At 58.0% G+C, this 16,494-nt stretch carries 16 protein-coding genes; 9 read left to right on the top strand and 7 right to left on the bottom strand.

Translation table 11 applies throughout. From position 1 onward, the window contains the following. Positions 1–106: 106 nt before the first annotated feature. Positions 107–2,182 carry a prolyl oligopeptidase family serine peptidase gene (locus ACN2TU_RS15645; protein WP_435156635.1) on the bottom strand — a complete coding sequence of 692 codons (2,076 nt, stop codon included), beginning with the start codon at positions 2,180–2,182 and terminating at the stop codon, positions 107–109. A gap of 99 nt (positions 2,183–2,281) precedes the next feature. Continuing rightward, positions 2,282–3,508 (bottom strand): CaiB/BaiF CoA transferase family protein, encoded by a 1,227-nt coding sequence (locus ACN2TU_RS15640; RefSeq protein ID WP_435156634.1) that lies wholly within the window; start codon positions 3,506–3,508, stop codon positions 2,282–2,284. 193 nt (positions 3,509–3,701) lie between these two features. On the opposite strand from ACN2TU_RS15640, the gene ACN2TU_RS15635 reads away from it, so the two are divergent. The 4 genes from ACN2TU_RS15635 (at position 3,702) to ACN2TU_RS15620 (ending at position 8,168) form a co-directional block, all read left to right on the top strand. After that, positions 3,702–4,493 (top strand): SDR family oxidoreductase, encoded by a 792-nt coding sequence (locus ACN2TU_RS15635; protein ID WP_435157049.1) that lies wholly within the window; start codon positions 3,702–3,704, stop codon positions 4,491–4,493. A 157-nt stretch (positions 4,494–4,650) separates the two neighbouring features. Further along, positions 4,651–5,667 carry a TAXI family TRAP transporter solute-binding subunit gene (locus tag ACN2TU_RS15630; RefSeq protein WP_435156632.1) on the top strand — a complete coding sequence of 339 codons (1,017 nt, stop codon included), beginning with the start codon at positions 4,651–4,653 and terminating at the stop codon, positions 5,665–5,667. A gap of 9 nt (positions 5,668–5,676) precedes the next feature. Next, a complete protein-coding gene (locus tag ACN2TU_RS15625) occupies positions 5,677–6,177 on the top strand; it encodes a DUF1850 domain-containing protein (RefSeq protein ID WP_435156630.1) in 501 nt (166 codons plus the stop codon). Further along, positions 6,174–8,168, top strand: a complete 1,995-nt coding sequence (locus tag ACN2TU_RS15620; RefSeq protein ID WP_435156628.1) for a TRAP transporter permease — start codon at positions 6,174–6,176, stop codon at positions 8,166–8,168. The genes ACN2TU_RS15625 and ACN2TU_RS15620 overlap by 4 nt, the downstream gene beginning before the upstream one ends. Before the next feature lie 150 nt (positions 8,169–8,318). On the opposite strand, the gene ACN2TU_RS15615 is transcribed toward ACN2TU_RS15620, so the two are convergent. The 3 genes from ACN2TU_RS15615 to lhgO form a co-directional block, all read right to left on the bottom strand. Beyond that, positions 8,319–8,681, bottom strand: coding sequence for a hypothetical protein (locus tag ACN2TU_RS15615; protein ID WP_435156626.1), 363 nt, complete (start codon positions 8,679–8,681; stop codon positions 8,319–8,321). A 263-nt stretch (positions 8,682–8,944) separates the two neighbouring features. Further along, entirely contained in the window at positions 8,945–10,006 is a 1,062-nt protein-coding gene (locus ACN2TU_RS15610) for a zinc-dependent alcohol dehydrogenase family protein (protein ID WP_435156625.1), read from the bottom strand. 136 nt (positions 10,007–10,142) lie between these two features. Beyond that, complete coding sequence (gene lhgO, locus ACN2TU_RS15605; protein ID WP_435156624.1) at positions 10,143–11,345, bottom strand: L-2-hydroxyglutarate oxidase; 1,203 nt, start codon at positions 11,343–11,345, stop codon at positions 10,143–10,145. Positions 11,346–11,587: 242 nt separating this feature from the next. Between lhgO and ACN2TU_RS15600 the strand changes: the two genes are divergently transcribed. Continuing rightward, positions 11,588–11,914, top strand: a complete 327-nt coding sequence (locus ACN2TU_RS15600; RefSeq protein ID WP_435156622.1) for a hypothetical protein — start codon at positions 11,588–11,590, stop codon at positions 11,912–11,914. Positions 11,915–12,037: 123 nt separating this feature from the next. Here the strand turns inward: ACN2TU_RS15600 and ACN2TU_RS15595 are convergent, their stop codons facing one another. Beyond that, positions 12,038–12,862 (bottom strand): alpha/beta fold hydrolase, encoded by an 825-nt coding sequence (locus ACN2TU_RS15595; RefSeq protein WP_435156620.1) that lies wholly within the window; start codon positions 12,860–12,862, stop codon positions 12,038–12,040. Between the two features lie 103 nt (positions 12,863–12,965). Further along, positions 12,966–13,598 carry a MaoC family dehydratase gene (locus ACN2TU_RS15590; RefSeq protein WP_435156619.1) on the bottom strand — a complete coding sequence of 211 codons (633 nt, stop codon included), beginning with the start codon at positions 13,596–13,598 and terminating at the stop codon, positions 12,966–12,968. A gap of 209 nt (positions 13,599–13,807) precedes the next feature. Between ACN2TU_RS15590 and ACN2TU_RS15585 the strand changes: the two genes are divergently transcribed. From ACN2TU_RS15585 to ACN2TU_RS15570, 4 genes are read left to right on the top strand one after another with little or no spacing between them, the layout of a single operon-like run. Continuing rightward, on the top strand, positions 13,808–14,128 hold the full coding sequence (locus ACN2TU_RS15585; protein WP_435156618.1) for an AbrB/MazE/SpoVT family DNA-binding domain-containing protein: 321 nt from the start codon (positions 13,808–13,810) through the stop codon (positions 14,126–14,128). Continuing rightward, positions 14,121–14,588 carry a hypothetical protein gene (locus tag ACN2TU_RS15580; RefSeq protein ID WP_435156616.1) on the top strand — a complete coding sequence of 156 codons (468 nt, stop codon included), beginning with the start codon at positions 14,121–14,123 and terminating at the stop codon, positions 14,586–14,588. The genes ACN2TU_RS15585 and ACN2TU_RS15580 overlap by 8 nt, the downstream gene beginning before the upstream one ends. Before the next feature lie 44 nt (positions 14,589–14,632). Further along, on the top strand, positions 14,633–15,187 hold the full coding sequence (locus tag ACN2TU_RS15575; protein ID WP_435156614.1) for a poly(R)-hydroxyalkanoic acid synthase subunit PhaE: 555 nt from the start codon (positions 14,633–14,635) through the stop codon (positions 15,185–15,187). Continuing rightward, a complete protein-coding gene (locus ACN2TU_RS15570; RefSeq protein ID WP_435156613.1) occupies positions 15,184–16,455 on the top strand; it encodes a PHA/PHB synthase family protein in 1,272 nt (423 codons plus the stop codon). The genes ACN2TU_RS15575 and ACN2TU_RS15570 overlap by 4 nt, the downstream gene beginning before the upstream one ends. Positions 16,456–16,494 lie beyond the last annotated feature (39 nt).

The raw sequence follows: 16,494 nt of genomic DNA, 5'->3' as shown, positions 1-16,494 counted from the left end.
GCCCGCTGGCCTACTGATTGCTGGCTGAACCATTCTGTTGGGAATGCACCAACACGTATCGCTCGTGGTTTTGCAGAGTCGAAAGGTTGCAACAGGGCTGGCCGTATCACTCACCCATTCCGAGATGGTCGTAGAGGAACGTCCATTCGTCGATCTGTTCTCCGAGTAGCATCGAGGTGGTCTTGCCGCTCCCGTGGCCCGTGTCGATCTTCGTTTGCAGGAGGAACGGCCCCCCACCGGCCTCGTGTTGCATGCGGGCGGCCATCTTCCGGGCGTGAGCGGGATGGACGCGCGTGTCCTCGGCGGCGGTCGTAAAGAGAACTGCCGGGTGGTCCACGCCACGTTCGATGTTGTGATACGGCGAGTACTCGCGGATGTACTCGAATGCGTCGGAGTCGTCGGGATGGCCGTACTCGGTCGTCCACGACTCCCCGAGCAGGAATCGGTGGAACCGAAGCATATCGAGCAGCGGCACCGAACACCGCGCCGCAGTCCAGAGGTCGGGACGTTGGGTGACGACGGCACCCACCGACAGGCCGCCGTTGGAACGACCGACGACCGCCAATCGGTCCGGATTGGTATAGTCGGCCGCACAGAGGAATTCCCCGGCCGCGATGAAATCGTCGAAGGTGTGCTGTTTGTCTGCCAGCATGCCGTCTTCGTGCCACGCTTCGCCGTACTCCTGTCCGCCGCGGGCGCACACCTGTGCGTACACCCCGCCATCGGCGAGAAACGGGATTCGAAACCGGTCGAAACTGGGGGGGCGGTTGGAGCGGAATCCGCCGTATCCCGACAACACGGCCGGATTGTCCCCGTCCCGCTCGATATCCGCCCGATGGCAGACGAAGACGGGTACCTCGGCACCGTCGGTGGACTCGACGAATGCCTGTTCGACGACCAGCCCCTCGGGCGTCTCGACATCGACCGTTGCGAGTTCGCGGTGGTCTCCCGTGGCTGGGTCCGCCCGAACCAGCGTCGGCGGGTGGTGGAACGATTCGACCTGATAGAACACCGCTTCGGCATCGCCGTCGCTCCGCAGGTGTGACACCGACGCGTAGTCGGGCAGTGGAAGGTCACGAACGTGGTCGCCGTCGTGGTCGTGGACGGCGAGTCGCGCGTGCGCATCCGTCAGATACTGCGCAACGATGTGGTCGGGCGTCGTGGCGAACGACTGCAGGAGTGCGTCGCGTTCGGGAAGCACCGTTTCACATTCCTCGACCTCCAGGTCACCGCTCCGAAACTGTGACAGTGGACAGGCGAGGAGGCGTTTCCGCGGCGCATCGTGGTCGGTCAGGACGAAGGCAGTTTCGTCGTGGAAGGTCACGAACGTCTCGGCGTCGCTGTCCGTAACAACTGGCTGGAGCGCGTCGTCGATAACGACGTACCAGTCGGTACCGGAAACGTCGTGATAGCCGACTGCGACGGTGCCCGACTCGGGGTCGGTTTCGACCGTCGGCCAGACGTGGTGGTCGTCGTGTTCGAGCACCGTCCGTTCGTCCCCGTCGATCCGCCAGTGGCGCAGTTCCTTTTCCATCTGTGCACCCGAATCTGCGCTGCCAGTGGCGACGTAGTACAATCCCGCGCTGTCGGCGTCCCATGCGACCATTCCCGGACTCACCGCGTCGTAGCTGATGACGCCGAGGTACACTCGTCCGCAGTCCTCCAGCACGGCGACCTCCTCCGCGTCTGGCACGGTCACGACGTGAATATCGACCTGTTCATCACCGCCCTCGGTGACGCCGTACGCGACGTGCTCGCCGTCGTAGGAGGGAAGAAACCAGTTCAGCGACCGAGGTGGCGTGTCCTCGTCAGTGTTTGCATGCCACTCGTTTGGGTCAACGAGAACAGTACCATCAGCGTCAGGAGATTTCCGGACGCTGAGTTTCGAGTGGTCGTCGTCAGATTTTCTGACCATCTGGAAATACCGCCCGTTTTCGGTTTTGATAGGGCCGTAATCCGGAACCCCGGTGAGTTCCCGCATCGTGGGTCGTAGCTTCTCGCGCGTTGGTGTGTCCAAGTGAGCGTCCGCGTACTGATTCTGTGCATCCACCCATTCCCGTACCGCCTCGTCATCGGCCTCCAACCAGCGATACGGGTCCGAAATCTCGGTTCCGTGGACCGTCTCGGAAACGACCTCGCGACGTGTCGTCGGGGGAGCGGGAGCCTCTGCAGGAGGTTCCATGTTGAAACCTTTGCGAAGCATGTCAAAAAGTCATATGGTCAGTACCGTAGTTCGGAACCCAGGATATCGAAAAATGGACGGAGTCGATCCCGATGCCGGTTAGATGATATCGCCGTCTTCCAGTCGGTCGATATCGGCCGCCGTGTATCCGTACTCTGCGAGGACTTCCTCGGTGTGTTCGCCGAGGAGCGGTGGATGGGAGCGGACGCTCGCGGGTGTTTTCGATAGATTCATTGGACTGCCCGCCATCTCGACGTCGCCTGCCGTCGGGTGTGAAACCGATTGGTGCATTCCCCGCGCCGCAACTTGCGGATTGTCGAATACGTCCTCCATGTCCTTGACCGCGGTCGCCGGGACACCATGGTCGTCCATCAGGTCGAGGATTTCCGTCGTCGTGTACTCCGCGAATTCCGCTTCGAGGAGCGCATCGAGTTCCTCGCGGTTCTCGACGCGCGAGGCATTGTCGTGGAAGCGGTCGTCATCGACGAGGTCGTCGCGACCGATTGCGGTACAGAACTTCGGCCAGAGGTTCGGCGAGGGAACCGCGATAACGACGTAGCCGTCTGCAGTCGGAAACGCTTGATACGGGGCAATCGTCGGGTGTTTACTCCCCATCCTGCCGGGTGGGGTACCCGTCGCGAAGTAGTTCGACGCCATGTAGCTCATCCACGCGACCTGTCCGTCGAGCAGTGAGACATCGATTTTCTGTCCCGTACCGTCCCCGAGTTCGCGTTCGAGCAGGGCGGCCAGGATGGCCTGCGTGGCGTACATCCCCGCGCCAATATCGGCGATCGCCACACCCACGCGGACGGGTGCACCGTCCTTCTCGCCGGTAATACTCATCAGACCACCTTCCGCCTGCATGATGAGGTCGTAGGCGGGACGGTCTCTGTCCGGGCCCCATTCGCCGTACCCCGAGAGGGCACAGTACACGAGACCTGGATTCTCCTTTCGGAGCGTTTGGTAGTCGAGTCCCCACTCTTCCATCTTGCCGACGCGGAAGTTCGAAACGACGATATCGGCTTCGCTCGCGAGGTCACGAAAGAGTTCACGTCCGTCTTCGCTCGCGAGATTGAGCGTCATCGAGCGTTTGTTCCGATTCACGCTGAGGTAGTACGCGCTCTCTTCCGACTCGCCGTAGGTCGGTGGATGCCACCCGCGGGTCTGGTCGCCGCCGTCCGGCCGTTCGACCTTGATAACATCCGCACCGAGGTCACCCAACTGCATCGTACAGAATGGGCCGACGAGGACACGGGAGGCATCGAGAACGGTCACGCCGTCGAGCGGACCGGTGTCCGTTTCCGGTTGTCGTGCTTCTCCAACCATGAGTCGTTATTCGAACGTCGCGCTGCCGGTGGGTTCCTGTCCGAGATCCGCTTCCAGTGTGACGAAATCTAGCATGGTCGTAGTAACCGGTTTGGAAAATCCGGGTTAAACTGTTCCGATACGAATTTTCCCGGCAAGTATAACCGCCACTCATTCTCAATCGATAAGTAGGTGGGCTAATGTCTATCACATGATGGACTTAGCAATCGAAGGCAACACCGCGCTCGTGACCGCATCCAGTAGCGGACTCGGCAAGGCATCCGCAAAAGCGCTCGCCCGTGAGGGGGCGAACGTGGTGCTGAACGGCCGAACCCAAGAATCACTCGATGTGGCCGTCGAAGAAGTTCGTGCAGTCGCCACGAACGAGGTAATCGGCGTCCAAGCCGACCTCACGGATGCCGACGACATCGAGCGAGTCGTCCAAACGACCGTTTCCGAGTTCGGTGGACTCGACCACCTCGTCACCTCTGCCGGTGGCCCACCTTCCGGTCCGTTTCTCGAGACGACCGACGAGGAGTGGTATCAGGCGTTCGACCTGCTGGTGATGAGCGTCGTCCGGCTCGTTCGCGAGGCCGCAGACCACCTCGCCGCCGGTGACGGGGGTACCATCGTCACCATCACATCACGAAGTGTCAAGGAAGCGATTCCGTCGCTCGTTCTTTCGAACTCGGTGCGGATGAGCGTCATCGGTCTCGAAAAGACGCTCTCGACCGAACTCGCACCGGACGTGCGCGTCAATGCGGTACTCCCCGGCCCCCACGAGACTAGACGAATTCGTGACCTCATCGAACAGGGCGTTGACCGCGGCGAGTACGACTCCTACGAAGCAGGCCTCAAGGCCCGTGGCGAATCAAATCCACTCACTCGCATCGGGAAGCCGATGGAACTCGGCGACACGGTCGCGTTCCTCTCGTCGCCGCTCTCAGGATACATCAATGGAACGGCACTCCCCATCGATGGTGGCCTCGGCGACTCGAATCTCTGAGGAGAGGGCGAAAATCGCCTTTTCGATTCAGCAAAATACGGAATGAGAGAACTATTGGCAAATTTTACATTTGTCCACTATTCATAATCAATAACTCATATAACTTGATAGATCCCACATTCGGTGCATTTATTGTTATCTATTATTGTTTTTGAGTATGGCTAGTGACAAACCCACCCACGGTATCGACAGACGCAATTTTCTTAAATCGAGCGCAGGCATAACAGCGGCAGCGATGATTGCGGGCTGTTCGGGCGGACCTGCGAAATCCGGCGGTTCCAACGGTTCCAATGGCGGTGGTGGCGGTGGAACGCAGTTCGTAACCATTGGCACCGGTGGAACGGGCGGCGTCTACTATCCCCTTGGTGGCGGAATGGCGGATATCATGAACAAGAACCTGAAAAACGTCGAGGCGACGGCCGAATCGACGGGTGCCTCCGTCGAAAACTGCCGCCTCGTCGCGAACGGGGAGATGACCATGGCGCTCGCGCTCGGGAACGCCGTCCTGCTCGCGGTCAACGGGGAAGGCGACTTCGACAAGGCCCTCGACCTGAAGGCCGCTTTCGGTGCGTATCAGAACAGCACCCAAGTCGTCACGACGAAGGGATCCGGTATCCAGACCATCCCGGACATGAAAGGGAAGAAAATCTCCGTCGGTGCTCCCGGTTCCGGAACCGAAGTTATCGCCAAGGAACTCCTGAACTACTTCGACATCAGCTACAAAGACATCGACGCTCAGCGTCTCTCGTTCAGCGAGACGGCGACGGCGATTCAGGACGGACAGGTGGATGCCGGTTTCTGGTCGGTTGCCTACCCAGCCTCCTCGATTCAGAACCTTGCCAGCCAGAAAAACATCGCGTTCGTCAAGTTCCCCAAGAAGGATCTGAACCAAATCACGTCGAAGTTCGACTACTACTCAAAGGGGACGATTCCCGCAGGCACCTACAAGGGCGTCGACGAGGACGTGCAGGTTCCCGGCGTCACAAACACGATGGTCGTCAAAAGTAGCATGAGCGACGACTTCGCGTACAAACTCACGAAAAGCGTCTTCGAGCACCTCGACAGTCTGGCCGATGTTCATCAGGCCGCAAACCAGTTCGAGGGTACGGCGCGCGCCGCCCCAATCGACCTCCATCCAGGGTCGAAGAAATATTTCGACGAAGCCGGACTCTAAACCGAATTCATGCGAATCCGTCCTGCAATCACTCTCGTCGCCTGCGTGCTAGTCGTGGGTGCCGGTGCAGGTGCAACGACGGATGTGACCGTCCTTCGCATTCACAATCCCGAAACTGGCGAGACCGTCGGGGTCGAACGCGTCGACCCCGGCCAGAAGTTCGCTATTCATTACATCCACTCGTTTGATAAGACACCCATTCACGAAGTGTACGTCATCCGCGACGGCAAAATCGTCCAGATCCGGGAGGAGTTCCAGTATTTCGCAATTGGGTTGGAGTACACTGAACGCGAGCAGGAACGTGTCGGGAACTTCACCGTCCTTCACATGGAACGAAGTTTCGACTCGTTTTCCCTCCGTGTCGCGACGTACACGAACCAATCGCTCGTCATCGGTGACGAACGAACACCGCTGACCGACTACGCAGAGCGATGGGACACCCTCACGTTCTCCGCGGAGCGCATGTCGTATCTCGAATATGCATATTTCAAAGCAACCACACAAGTATGAGCAAAGCAACTGAAACAAGTCCAGACGAATCCGCCGAATCGGAAACGAAGAAATCACGCGAATTAACCGGCATTGCCCGTTATTTCGCACTCGCCGTGGCAGTCATCGCTGGCGTTTATCACGTGTACACCGCCGGGTTCGGGACACCCGGCGCGTTTATCAACCGTCCGCTCCACCTCGCGTTCGTCGCCACCCTCGCGTTCTTGTTGTTCCCCGGGCGCGCGAAGGACACGGAGGGTGTGCCGTGGTACGACTGGTTACTGATGGTCGTTTCCATCCCGAGTATTCTGTACATCTCGTACGCCATTCGGTTCGGGACGCTCGCAGATCGTTCGGGAAGTCCACTGACGCGCGACCTCGTTTTCGGGGCGATTACCATCCTTATCGTCCTCGAGATCACCCGTCGTGCGACGGGCCGAGCGTTGCCGATAATCGCGTCGTCGTTCCTGCTCTATGCCTACTACGGGCGGAGCATGCCACAACCGATCATCCACCGCGGCTACACCATCGAGCGCATCATCTCACACACCTATCTCACGACCGAGGGTATCTTCGGTATCCCGCTCGGCGTGAGCGCGACCTTCGTCGTGGTGTTCATCATCCTCGGGGCGTTTCTCGAAGTGACCGGCATCGGCGACTGGTTCATCGACCTCGCCTACGGCGCGACGGGTCGAACGACCGGCGGTCCCGCGAAAACGTCGGTCATGGCGAGCGGTTTCTTGGCCAGCCTGAACGGCAGTGCCGTCGCCAACACTGCGACCACGGGTGCGTTCACCATTCCGCTGATGAAACGTACCGGGTTCAAATCGAGATACTCGGCCGCAGTCGAATCCGCCGCATCGAGCGGCGGCCAAATCATGCCGCCAGTGATGGGTGCGGGTGCGTTCATCATGTCCTCGTGGACGGGAATCTCCTACGTGACCATCATCGCCGCGGCGACGATTCCGGCGTTGCTCTACTTCCTCTCGATCGGCGCGGCCGTCCATTTCCGCGCGAAAAAAGAAGGGCTCGAAGGCATGGCTTCGGAAGACCTCCCCGACCCATGGCACCTACTCAAAACCGGGTTTCACTTCCTGATTCCCCTCGTCTTCCTCGTGATAATGCTCGTTCAAGGGAACTCCGCGATGAAAGCCGCGTTCTACGCCATCCTGCTGACCATTGTGGTCGCGATTCCACGTGCCCGGGCCGAGGAGTTCGGCCGCGCACTCACGAACGGTGACGGCGCGACGATTCGCCGCCTCGGTCATAACGCCCTCGAAATGGCCGTTGCAGCCTTGGAGCGCGGAATGCGGATGACCATCACCGTCGCTGCGGCTTGTGCGACTGCCGGTCTGGTCGTCGGCATGGTAACCCTCACCGGCCTCGGGCTGAAATTCAGCACGCTCATCACCAGCCTTTCCGGCGGATCGCTCATCATCGCACTGTTTTTGACGATGCTCACGTCGATCATTCTCGGGATGGGACTGCCGACGACGGCGGCCTATGTCGTTCTCGCCGCACTCGGCGCACCTGCACTCGTCGATATGGGTGTCGAACTGATCGCCGCGCACCTGTTCATCTTCTACTTCGGCATCATCTCGGCGATTACACCCCCGATCATGCTGGCCGTGTTTACCGCCAGCGGGATTGCCGAATCCGACCCGTGGAAGACCGGGTTTACCGCGCTTAACCTCGCCGCCGCAGGTTTCCTCGTGCCGTATATGTTCGTCTACGGGCCACAACTCCTGCTCATCGGCTCGACGACGCAAATCGCTATCGGCGCGATAACGGCCATCGTCGGCGTGCTCGCGCTGTCCGCCGGAACACAAGGGTTCCTGTATATGCCCGCGAGTTACCTCGAACGAGCCGCACTCGTCATCGGTGCGGCGGTGTTAATCGCACCCGGTCTGTTGACCGACGTCGTCGGGTTCGCCATTATCGCGGCGGTGTTCCTGAAACAGTACGCGGTCAACGAGCCCCCGGAAACGACGACTCCGGCGGGCGCGGACTGACCGATTCTCTGCTTTTCACGAACTGTGGCAGGTGCTGTTTGGCCGCGTCGAAAAATGGGATACAACTTCCTGTTGACCGACGGGTGAAAATAGAATCGAAGTCGCATGCGGCTTCGGTTCGTCCAGTTTGCGTTTCGGTTCGGAACCGATTCAGACCCCCGGAATACCGAGCGCCCCTGCAGCGACGATGTCCAACAGCGCGAGGAGGTACAGTACGATTGCGGCCGCGAACCATGCGACCAGCCCAATGACGATCGCCGTCCCCCATCCACCGGGATACCGCCAGTTGACGACGCCAACCCACGCGACGAGCGCTAGTATCGCCCCAAGGAGGGGTATCCAGCCGACGAAGAAGCTGATGATTCCCCACACTATCGAACCGATGAGGGCTGTGACGATGGCGTGTGAGTAGCCACTCGGACGGTCGGTTGCCACCCTCGCACCGACGTAGATGCCGAATCCACCGACCAGCAAACTGACGATGAGGATGATGAGCGTGTCCACGAGAGCCATATTACGGGCACCCCCGATTCGGGTCTACTCTGTTCGAGCTGACGCGGGTTTCGTATCGTTGCACTATTTTTCCCCCGACGTACAGAACGTTCTCGGAGATGGTGTGTCTGTCGGCTGTTCTGTTCATATTAATGATAGTAAAAACAATATCCCTTCCGGAAAGCGGTTCGCGTCGGTTGGCGTTCCTCGACGACGGTTTGCGAACATTTCGCCGAACACCACGTGGTGAACAGAAACGCAAATTCCCGCTCACAGACGAGGGATTAGGCGAACTCGTCGATGACGGGGATGCCCATCGTCTCGAAATCGTTCATCGACGCGAGTCGGTCGGAAACGTCGTCGAGCGCCACCGTCTCCGAAACAACGGCGCTCGGGTCGAGTTTTCCGGTATCGACCATCCGGAAGATTTCGTCATACCGGGTCGGAGGCATACCGAGCGAGCCGATAAACTCTATTTCTTGCATTACCATCAAATCCGTCGGGAGTGCCACCATCCCTTCCTCGTCCTGCGTGCTCAAACCGACTTGAACGTGCTGCCCGCGGGTGCCGAGACTCATCACCGAGTTACGACAGGTCGTCTCGATTCCGAGTGCATCGACGGAAACATCGGCACCACCGGCGGCAATCGCTTTGACCGTCCCGGGAACGTCGTTTTCACTCGCGTTGATCGTCTCGACTGCGCCGAGTTCCGTCGCTTTCTGGAGTTTCTCGTCGACGAGATCGACGGCGATGACGTTTGCGCCGAGGGCATCCGCGATATGAATCGCCGAGAGACCGACGCCGCCACAGCCGTGGACGGCGACCCAATCGCCTGCTTCGATGTCCGCACGGTGAGCGAGCGCGTGAAACGAAGTCATGAACCGACATCCTAAGCCAGCCATATCGACCGATGAAACGCCATCAGGCAGTCGAACGGCATTGTGATCGGCAGTTGGGACGTGGAGTTGCTCGGCGAATGCACCCTGAACCGGTTCGGCGAACCCCAGCGGCAACACGTTTTCACAGGTGTTCCCGTGACCGGTTCGACACTGATGACAGATACCATCGCCGATGTTGAACGGAACCGCAACACGATCGCCTTCCTTGATATTCTCGACTTCGTCTCCAACTTCGATGACCTTTCCCGCGGGTTCGTGGCCGAGTATCTGTCCTGTTGGTGGTTTGAGACCAAGCCACTCCCAGTCCCCCTGCCAACCGTGCCAGTCGCTTCGACAGATTCCACATGCTTCTACCTCGATTACCGCCCCTTCAGCCGCAGGGTCGGGTGCATCGACATCTCTGATTGCGAGCGGTTCTTGATACTCTTCTAGGACAGCGGCGCGCATGGACTGTATTGCAACGAGGGATGATATCAAATACCTTAGGGTATAATAAATGATATTTCATTGCATAGTCATTGTGAGGTCAGTTTCAGTCGACTGGGGTCGCTTCGAAAACGGGCACCAACTCCATCTCGTCGGGTTAGTACTTCGTTTCGAGCGTCTCTGCGATGTGCTCCCCGAACGGGAGTGACGACGTCAATCCGGGGGACACCGCATTCAGAATGTGGACTGCGTCGTCGGTGTCGATGAACAGCGGGTCTTTCACGAGTTCGCCGTCGTCGCTCACGAGTTGTGCGCGGATTCCCGCATAGCTACTGTGGAGATCCGACTCGCGCACGTCGGGAACCAGTTTCTGGGAAGCCTCGACGAATTTTTCCTTCCGATAGGATTTATTGAGTTCCTCCCACGCGACCGATAGCATCGTCGACGAGGCAAGCAGTTTCCAGAACCCTTCGTATGTCAGTGTCTCTTGTAAATCGTTCAGGTCGAACTGCGTGTTTTCGTACGCTTCGCGGCCGAAGGCGAGGACGGCATTCGGGCCGACAATGACCTTTCCATCTGCACGACGAGTGTAATGTACGCCAAGAAACGGCAGGTCGGGATCCGGAGTCGGATAGATCATCGACTGACAGAGGTCAGCCTTCTCGGGCGTGAGTTCGTAGTATTCACCGCGAAATGGGACGACCTGATACTCTTCACCGACGCCGAGTTCGTGGGCCAGTGTATCAGCGTGTAGGCCAGCGGCGTTCACGAGATAGTCGGCCTCGAAGGTTCCGTTGCTCGTCGTCAGTCGATAGCCAAAGTCCGTGTGCCGAACGGCGGTGACGGCGTGGCCGAGGTAGAGCGACACACCCGCATTTTGTACGTCGCGTGCCAACGTGTAGACGTACTGCTGTGAATCCACCGAGGCGGCCTCGGGTGCATGGAGGGCGGCCTGTCCTACAGCGTGGGGTTCGTGCTCTCGGATAGCGGCCTGCGAGTCGAGTATTTCCCATTCGACCCCGTTTGCCGTCGCCTGGTCTGCGAGTTCGTAGAGGCGTGCCTCCTCGCGGTCGTTCGTCGCGACGACGAGCACGCCGAGTTCGTCACAGGGAATGTCGTGCTCGACGCAGTACGCCTTCATTCGTCGGGTACCTTCGGTCGCAAATCGGGCCTTTTGTGACCCGGGCGGGTAGTTGAATCCCGGGTGGAGAACACCCGAGTTACGGCCGCTCTGGTGTTCGGCGAGATGATGTTCTTTTTCCAGGACGGCCACGCTGCGGTCGGTTCGGTCGGCGAGATGCTTCGCGACCGACAATCCAACGCAACCACCACCGACGATGACGATGTCGTGGTGTGTCATAGATACGTAGTACCACTCTGTAGCAAGGGTTTGTGCGTGTCGCTTCGGCGGCGGATGAACTGCCCGTTGACAGCGGAAAATTCACTGGCGGGGCAACGACTTCGACCGTGAGTTGCTGCCGAATCGAAAGGACTGCTCGAAATCCATTCCAACTTCTATCCGGACTACACCGGTGGAACGAGAGAAGATAACAACGAGTATACGCCAATAAAGTTTATTTAAGTGAAATAGTTCCACCCAGTATGAAAACGAGGGAGTTGCGAGACCGGATCAGCGGTTGGACTCTTCTATTGGTCGGAGCGGGGCTAACCGTCTTTTCAGTGAGTACGTGGGGAACGGACACACCATTACTGACCGCAATTTTCGTACTCCTCCTCATCTGCGGTGCGTTTTTAATCAGTGGACGACAGAAGGTGTACTTCTATTTTCTTGCGGTTGTGGGAGTTCTGTCTCTTGTTCAAGGGTTCGGATTCTATCTCAATCGTGGCGTTACGGCACTGACTGCCGTGTTCGTACTGCTCGGGGTCCTCGGCGTGGTCTACGGCGTACAGGCGTATCGCGTGCTATAATGCCGAATAGAGGGGTCGGTGCCAAGAACAAATAGACGGGAAGCGACAACAACAACCGATTTGGTCACCTCACGCCCTGTCTCCTCCGAATAGCTGTTCGGGGTCTATCGTAATCGGGCGACTTCACCGGGGTCGGTCGGAAATGAAGGCTTCGACCGCGGCATTGAACGCCTCTGGATTGTCCATGTTTACTAAGTGGCCTGCATCCGGGATTTCGATACGGGAACACTGTCGAATATTTTCCGCGATTTGGTCGTTTTGTCTGCGGACTTCTCGATTCTCGTGGTCGCTCGTAATCACCAGCGCGGGACACGAAATGGAAGCATCGTCCCGCAACCCACAGTTGTACATCGCATCGAATATCTTCACGAACTCGTTGGCACTGATTCGGTCGGCGTCTTCGAGGACGTACTCGCGAGTAGCACGGTCGAGCGATATCCAGTGATTACCCTCGAACAGCCGGAAGAGCGGAAGCGAGAGTTCGAAATACCGCTGTGGCCCCAATCCGGACAACGTGAAGTGGCGCGGTATCCGTGGAAACAACAGTTCCTTTTGCAGGTTCGTGAGCGGAAATGGGGGGAACGACTGTAGCGTATTTGCCAGCACGACCCCCGACACGTCGTCCGGATAGCGGTCTGCATATCTCTGTGCGACCATCCCACCGAGTGACAGGCCACAGAGAACGGGCTGTTCGACGGAGAGGTTCGTCAGCAGTCGCCGGAGGTCGTCAGCAAACAGGCCCATCGAATAGGCCGATTTCGGTGACCCTCCAGTTCGTCCGTGACCCCGAATATCGTACGTGATGACGCGATGGCTGCGTTCGAATCGTTCGACTTGCTCCGCCCACATCCGTTCGCTCAACCACCCACCATGGATGAACACCAGTGGCGGTCCCGACCCGCGTTCGGTATAGTTGATGGTCACATCGCCAGTTTGCAACGTCGTCATCGTTATCCCCTGCTAGCCTTTCGTCGTCCGTTAGAACGACCACAGTCAGTCACGTCACCGACAGCAACACTACCGGAGCGACGCCTGACGAAGAACAGTGCGCTCACTCCGATTCCATCGTATCCGCCGGAGGGCTATCGATGAGGACGGTCGATTCGCCTTCGACCACCGATTGGTCGTCTTCATCGTACACGACCGTCGAGAGCGTGTATCGGTCGTCGCCGAGAACGTCGATTACCTCGACGACTGCGGTCAGTGTCTGCCCGGGTTCGACTGGCTTCTTAAATGAGATATCCTGGGAAAGATAGATCGTGAGCCCCGGAAGTCGCGCCAGTGCCGCGCTGATGAGGCCCGAGACGAGCGTTCCGTGGACGATTCGGCCGCCGAACCGAGTTTGCGTCGCGAACTCGTCGTTCAAATGAAGCGGGTTCGTATCCCCACTCGCTCGCGCGAACGCGCCGACATCCGCGTCAGTGAGGGTTTTGGTAAACTCGACGGTGTCACCGAGACTGATATCATCAGGGCTTTCGACGGATCGTTCGAAAGACCACGTTTCTGTGGGTTGTTGGACTTGCTTGGGGGCCCCCTCGTCACCCTCCGTTCCGGTCGGGAAGCCAAACGCAGCGAGTGAGGCCCGGTTTGCCTCGACGAAACTGTTTAGCACGTGCTCGGAGGCCTCCAGCCATGATTTGGTAATCGTTCGACCGGGATTGGCCGCGGATTCGTTATTGCTCATAATTGAGTGGTATCCGAACTAGAGAATACGTGGGAGACCATATTAATAGTAATTTCGGCGTTTGCGACCTGCTGATTGAGGGATTGGGTGAAACGCATCGACGAATCAGCTGCCGTAAGGGTGTTTCGAACCGCTCAGTGGGAATGAGAACCATTGAATGTATTTCGACGGTAGATATTTACAGTATTACCTCGTACACTTGTTCGACGATGACGAAACAGGACGACCGAACCATGTGGCCACCCGCACTGTTTGCAGACCAAATGCAACAGGCGAGTGAGAACGCGGCGGAGCAACAGTTGGAGATGTGGAAGCAGATGGTCTCCGGAAGTAGTGGTTCGAAAGTCGATGAGTTTTCGAAGGTCGAGTCCATCGGGAGAGAAACCGCGATTTTCAAATCCCGAGTCCAGAGTGGCGGCCGAATCAGCATTCCAGATACCGAGCGGGAGGTGCTCGGCATCGACGAAGGAGATATCGTGCAGACAATCGTCATCCCGATGAAAAATCAATCAGAGAGCAACGATGAATAACAATCCATTCGCGCCGATGTTCGAGATGCAACGTCATTCGATGAAGCAGGGACAGAAGATGGTCGAACAGTCCATCGAAATACAGAGTGAAATGACCGATTCTTTCGTCAAAGCGGTGGAAAGCCAAAAATCGACCCAGACGAAGGGCTTGGACGCATGGAAATCAGCCACCGAGGCGTCCCTCGACGCGGTCGATGAGATGACGCCGTCGGATTCGTCGACGGTGACGAACATGCACGACGCGATAGACGACCAGTTCGATGCACTAACCCACGTTCACGACCAAGTGTGGAAGTCGATCGAACGCAACGTCGAGAACGGCATCGACGTGTCCGAGGACGTGACCGAAAGCTACCGTTCGTTTGTCGATGAATCCGTCGGAATGGCACTCGAAGCGAACGAGCAGTTCGAAGAACAATCCGAAGCCGCGGTCGATGCGACCGAGTTCGAGACCGAGTAGTTTACGACGAACTTTTTTGTCATTCCACCACGACAATACCATCCATGACGGACACAAATCCATCGGAGAACGCCGCACAGAACTGGAACGAGTATATGGGAGAGATGAACGACGCGTTCATCAACTCGCTCGAACGGAACGTCGAAGCACAGACGGCCTTCGTCGATTCGTGGATGTCGGCGTTCGACACCTCCGAAACGGACGAAACGGCTGCGGACGGCATGGAAGGATACGTCGGTGTGTACAACGCCTGGATGGACGCCGCACAAAAACAGTTCGAGCGAATAAACGACGCACTCGAAGGTGAAGACGTCCCCGTCGAAGAGTTTCGAGATATTTGGCTGAAGGCGGCAAACGATGCGTTCAAAGAAGTCACGACCACGTCGGAGTTCGCCTCGATGACCGCCGACTCCGTCGAAAACTCGATGACCTACAAACAAACCGTCGATGAAGCGACCGAACAGACACTCAGCGCCTTCGGTCTCCCGACGGAGAACGACATACAGGAGGTCGGCAAGCGGTTGCTCGAAGTGGAGCGCCGACAGCACGATATCGAACGGAAGCTAGACCAAATCCTCGACACAATTGAGGGCGAATGAATCCGTTTACGCTCATCGCCGACATGCAGCGCCAACAGTGGGAAAACGCAGCGGAGATGATGGAAAAAAGTGCTGCACTTCCCGAACAAACCGACCGGATGGCGAACGTCGAAGTCGGCCAAACCCCGTGTGAAGAGGTGTACTCCGAAAACAAACTCAGCCTCAATCATTACGAACCGACGACGGACGAACAGCACGACGTGCCCATCCTCATCGTCTACGCGCTAATTAACCGGCCGTATATTTTAGATCTACAACCGGATCGCAGCGTGGTCAAAACGCTGCTCGACCAGGGTTTCGACGTCTATATGATCGACTGGGGCGAGCCATCGCGGCTCGACACCCACCTCACGCTCTACGATTACGTCGAGCGATATATCGACAACTGCGTCGATGTCGTCCGCGAGCGTTCCGGCGAGGAATCGATCAACGTTCTCGGCTACTGCATGGGCGGGACGATGAGCGCGATGTACGCGTCCCTCCATCCGAAAAAAGTGAAAAACCTCGGACTGATGGCCGCTGGGCTGTCGTTCGACGGGGACGGCGGTGTCCTCGAACTGTGGGGAGACGATGAGTACTATTCACCCAGCGCGCTGACGGAAACGGTCGGCAACGTCCCATCCGAATTTCTCGATGTCGGGTTCGCACTCATGGATCCCGTCGACAACTTCGTCACGAAGTACGTCCGGTTGTTCGACAACATCGAGGACGACGAAATGGTCGAGAACTTCGCTCGAATGGAAAAATGGATCGGCGACGGAATCGACGTTGCCGGGGAGACGTACCGACAGTTCATCGAGGATCTCTACCAAGATGACAAGTTGATGAACAACGAACTGTATTTGAACGGCGAGCATATCGAATTGAGCGATATCGATATGCCAGTCCTTCAAATCGTCGGGGAGTACGACCATCTGATTCCGCCGGAGGCAAGCAAACCGTTCAACGATGTCATCGGCAGTAACGACACCGACGTATTCGAGTTCCCGACGGGACACATCGGCCTGTCCGTCTCATCTAGCTCGCACGCGAAACTCTGGCCCCGCGTCTGTGATTGGTACGTCGAACGGTCGGAAACCGACGGAAATCTCGAAGACGTTGCAGGGATCGGCTCGGCGTATGCGGCACAACTGCGAGCGGCCGGTATTGATAGCCTGTCCACACTCGCTGCTGCGGATGCAAACCGTCTTGCTGAAGAAACCGAGCGTTCGGAAACGGTCGTTCAGGAATGGATCGACCAGGCGGCGCAGTTGGCATCATCCCACTGAACCGCTTGCGAGTCGGGGGTCGATTGAAATCATCCGCAC

Source organism: Haladaptatus marinus (genome assembly GCF_051194195.1).
This window is presented reverse-complemented; position numbering and strand designations above follow the sequence as displayed.

What these genes read in the sequence shown, in the direction of transcription:
- ACN2TU_RS15610 (WP_435156625.1), bottom strand. Translation starts at nt 10,006, where the DNA reads ATGCGCGCCGCTGTCCTAGAAGAGTATCAAGAACCGCTCGCAATCAGA.
- ACN2TU_RS15575 (WP_435156614.1), top strand. Translation starts at nt 14,633, where the DNA reads ATGACGGACACAAATCCATCGGAGAACGCCGCACAGAACTGGAACGAG.
- ACN2TU_RS15615 (WP_435156626.1), bottom strand. Translation starts at nt 8,681, where the DNA reads ATGGCTCTCGTGGACACGCTCATCATCCTCATCGTCAGTTTGCTGGTC.
- ACN2TU_RS15630 (WP_435156632.1), top strand. Translation starts at nt 4,651, where the DNA reads ATGGCTAGTGACAAACCCACCCACGGTATCGACAGACGCAATTTTCTT.
- ACN2TU_RS15580 (WP_435156616.1), top strand. Translation starts at nt 14,121, where the DNA reads ATGAATAACAATCCATTCGCGCCGATGTTCGAGATGCAACGTCATTCG.
- ACN2TU_RS15600 (WP_435156622.1), top strand. Translation starts at nt 11,588, where the DNA reads ATGAAAACGAGGGAGTTGCGAGACCGGATCAGCGGTTGGACTCTTCTA.
- ACN2TU_RS15595 (WP_435156620.1), bottom strand. Translation starts at nt 12,862, where the DNA reads ATGACGACGTTGCAAACTGGCGATGTGACCATCAACTATACCGAACGC.
- ACN2TU_RS15645 (WP_435156635.1), bottom strand. Translation starts at nt 2,182, where the DNA reads ATGGAACCTCCTGCAGAGGCTCCCGCTCCCCCGACGACACGTCGCGAG.
- ACN2TU_RS15590 (WP_435156619.1), bottom strand. Translation starts at nt 13,598, where the DNA reads ATGAGCAATAACGAATCCGCGGCCAATCCCGGTCGAACGATTACCAAA.
- ACN2TU_RS15640 (WP_435156634.1), bottom strand. Translation starts at nt 3,508, where the DNA reads ATGGTTGGAGAAGCACGACAACCGGAAACGGACACCGGTCCGCTCGAC.
- ACN2TU_RS15625 (WP_435156630.1), top strand. Translation starts at nt 5,677, where the DNA reads ATGCGAATCCGTCCTGCAATCACTCTCGTCGCCTGCGTGCTAGTCGTG.
- ACN2TU_RS15570 (WP_435156613.1), top strand. Translation starts at nt 15,184, where the DNA reads ATGAATCCGTTTACGCTCATCGCCGACATGCAGCGCCAACAGTGGGAA.
- ACN2TU_RS15635 (WP_435157049.1), top strand. Translation starts at nt 3,702, where the DNA reads ATGGACTTAGCAATCGAAGGCAACACCGCGCTCGTGACCGCATCCAGT.
- ACN2TU_RS15585 (WP_435156618.1), top strand. Translation starts at nt 13,808, where the DNA reads ATGACGAAACAGGACGACCGAACCATGTGGCCACCCGCACTGTTTGCA.
- lhgO (WP_435156624.1), bottom strand. Translation starts at nt 11,345, where the DNA reads ATGACACACCACGACATCGTCATCGTCGGTGGTGGTTGCGTTGGATTG.
- ACN2TU_RS15620 (WP_435156628.1), top strand. Translation starts at nt 6,174, where the DNA reads ATGAGCAAAGCAACTGAAACAAGTCCAGACGAATCCGCCGAATCGGAA.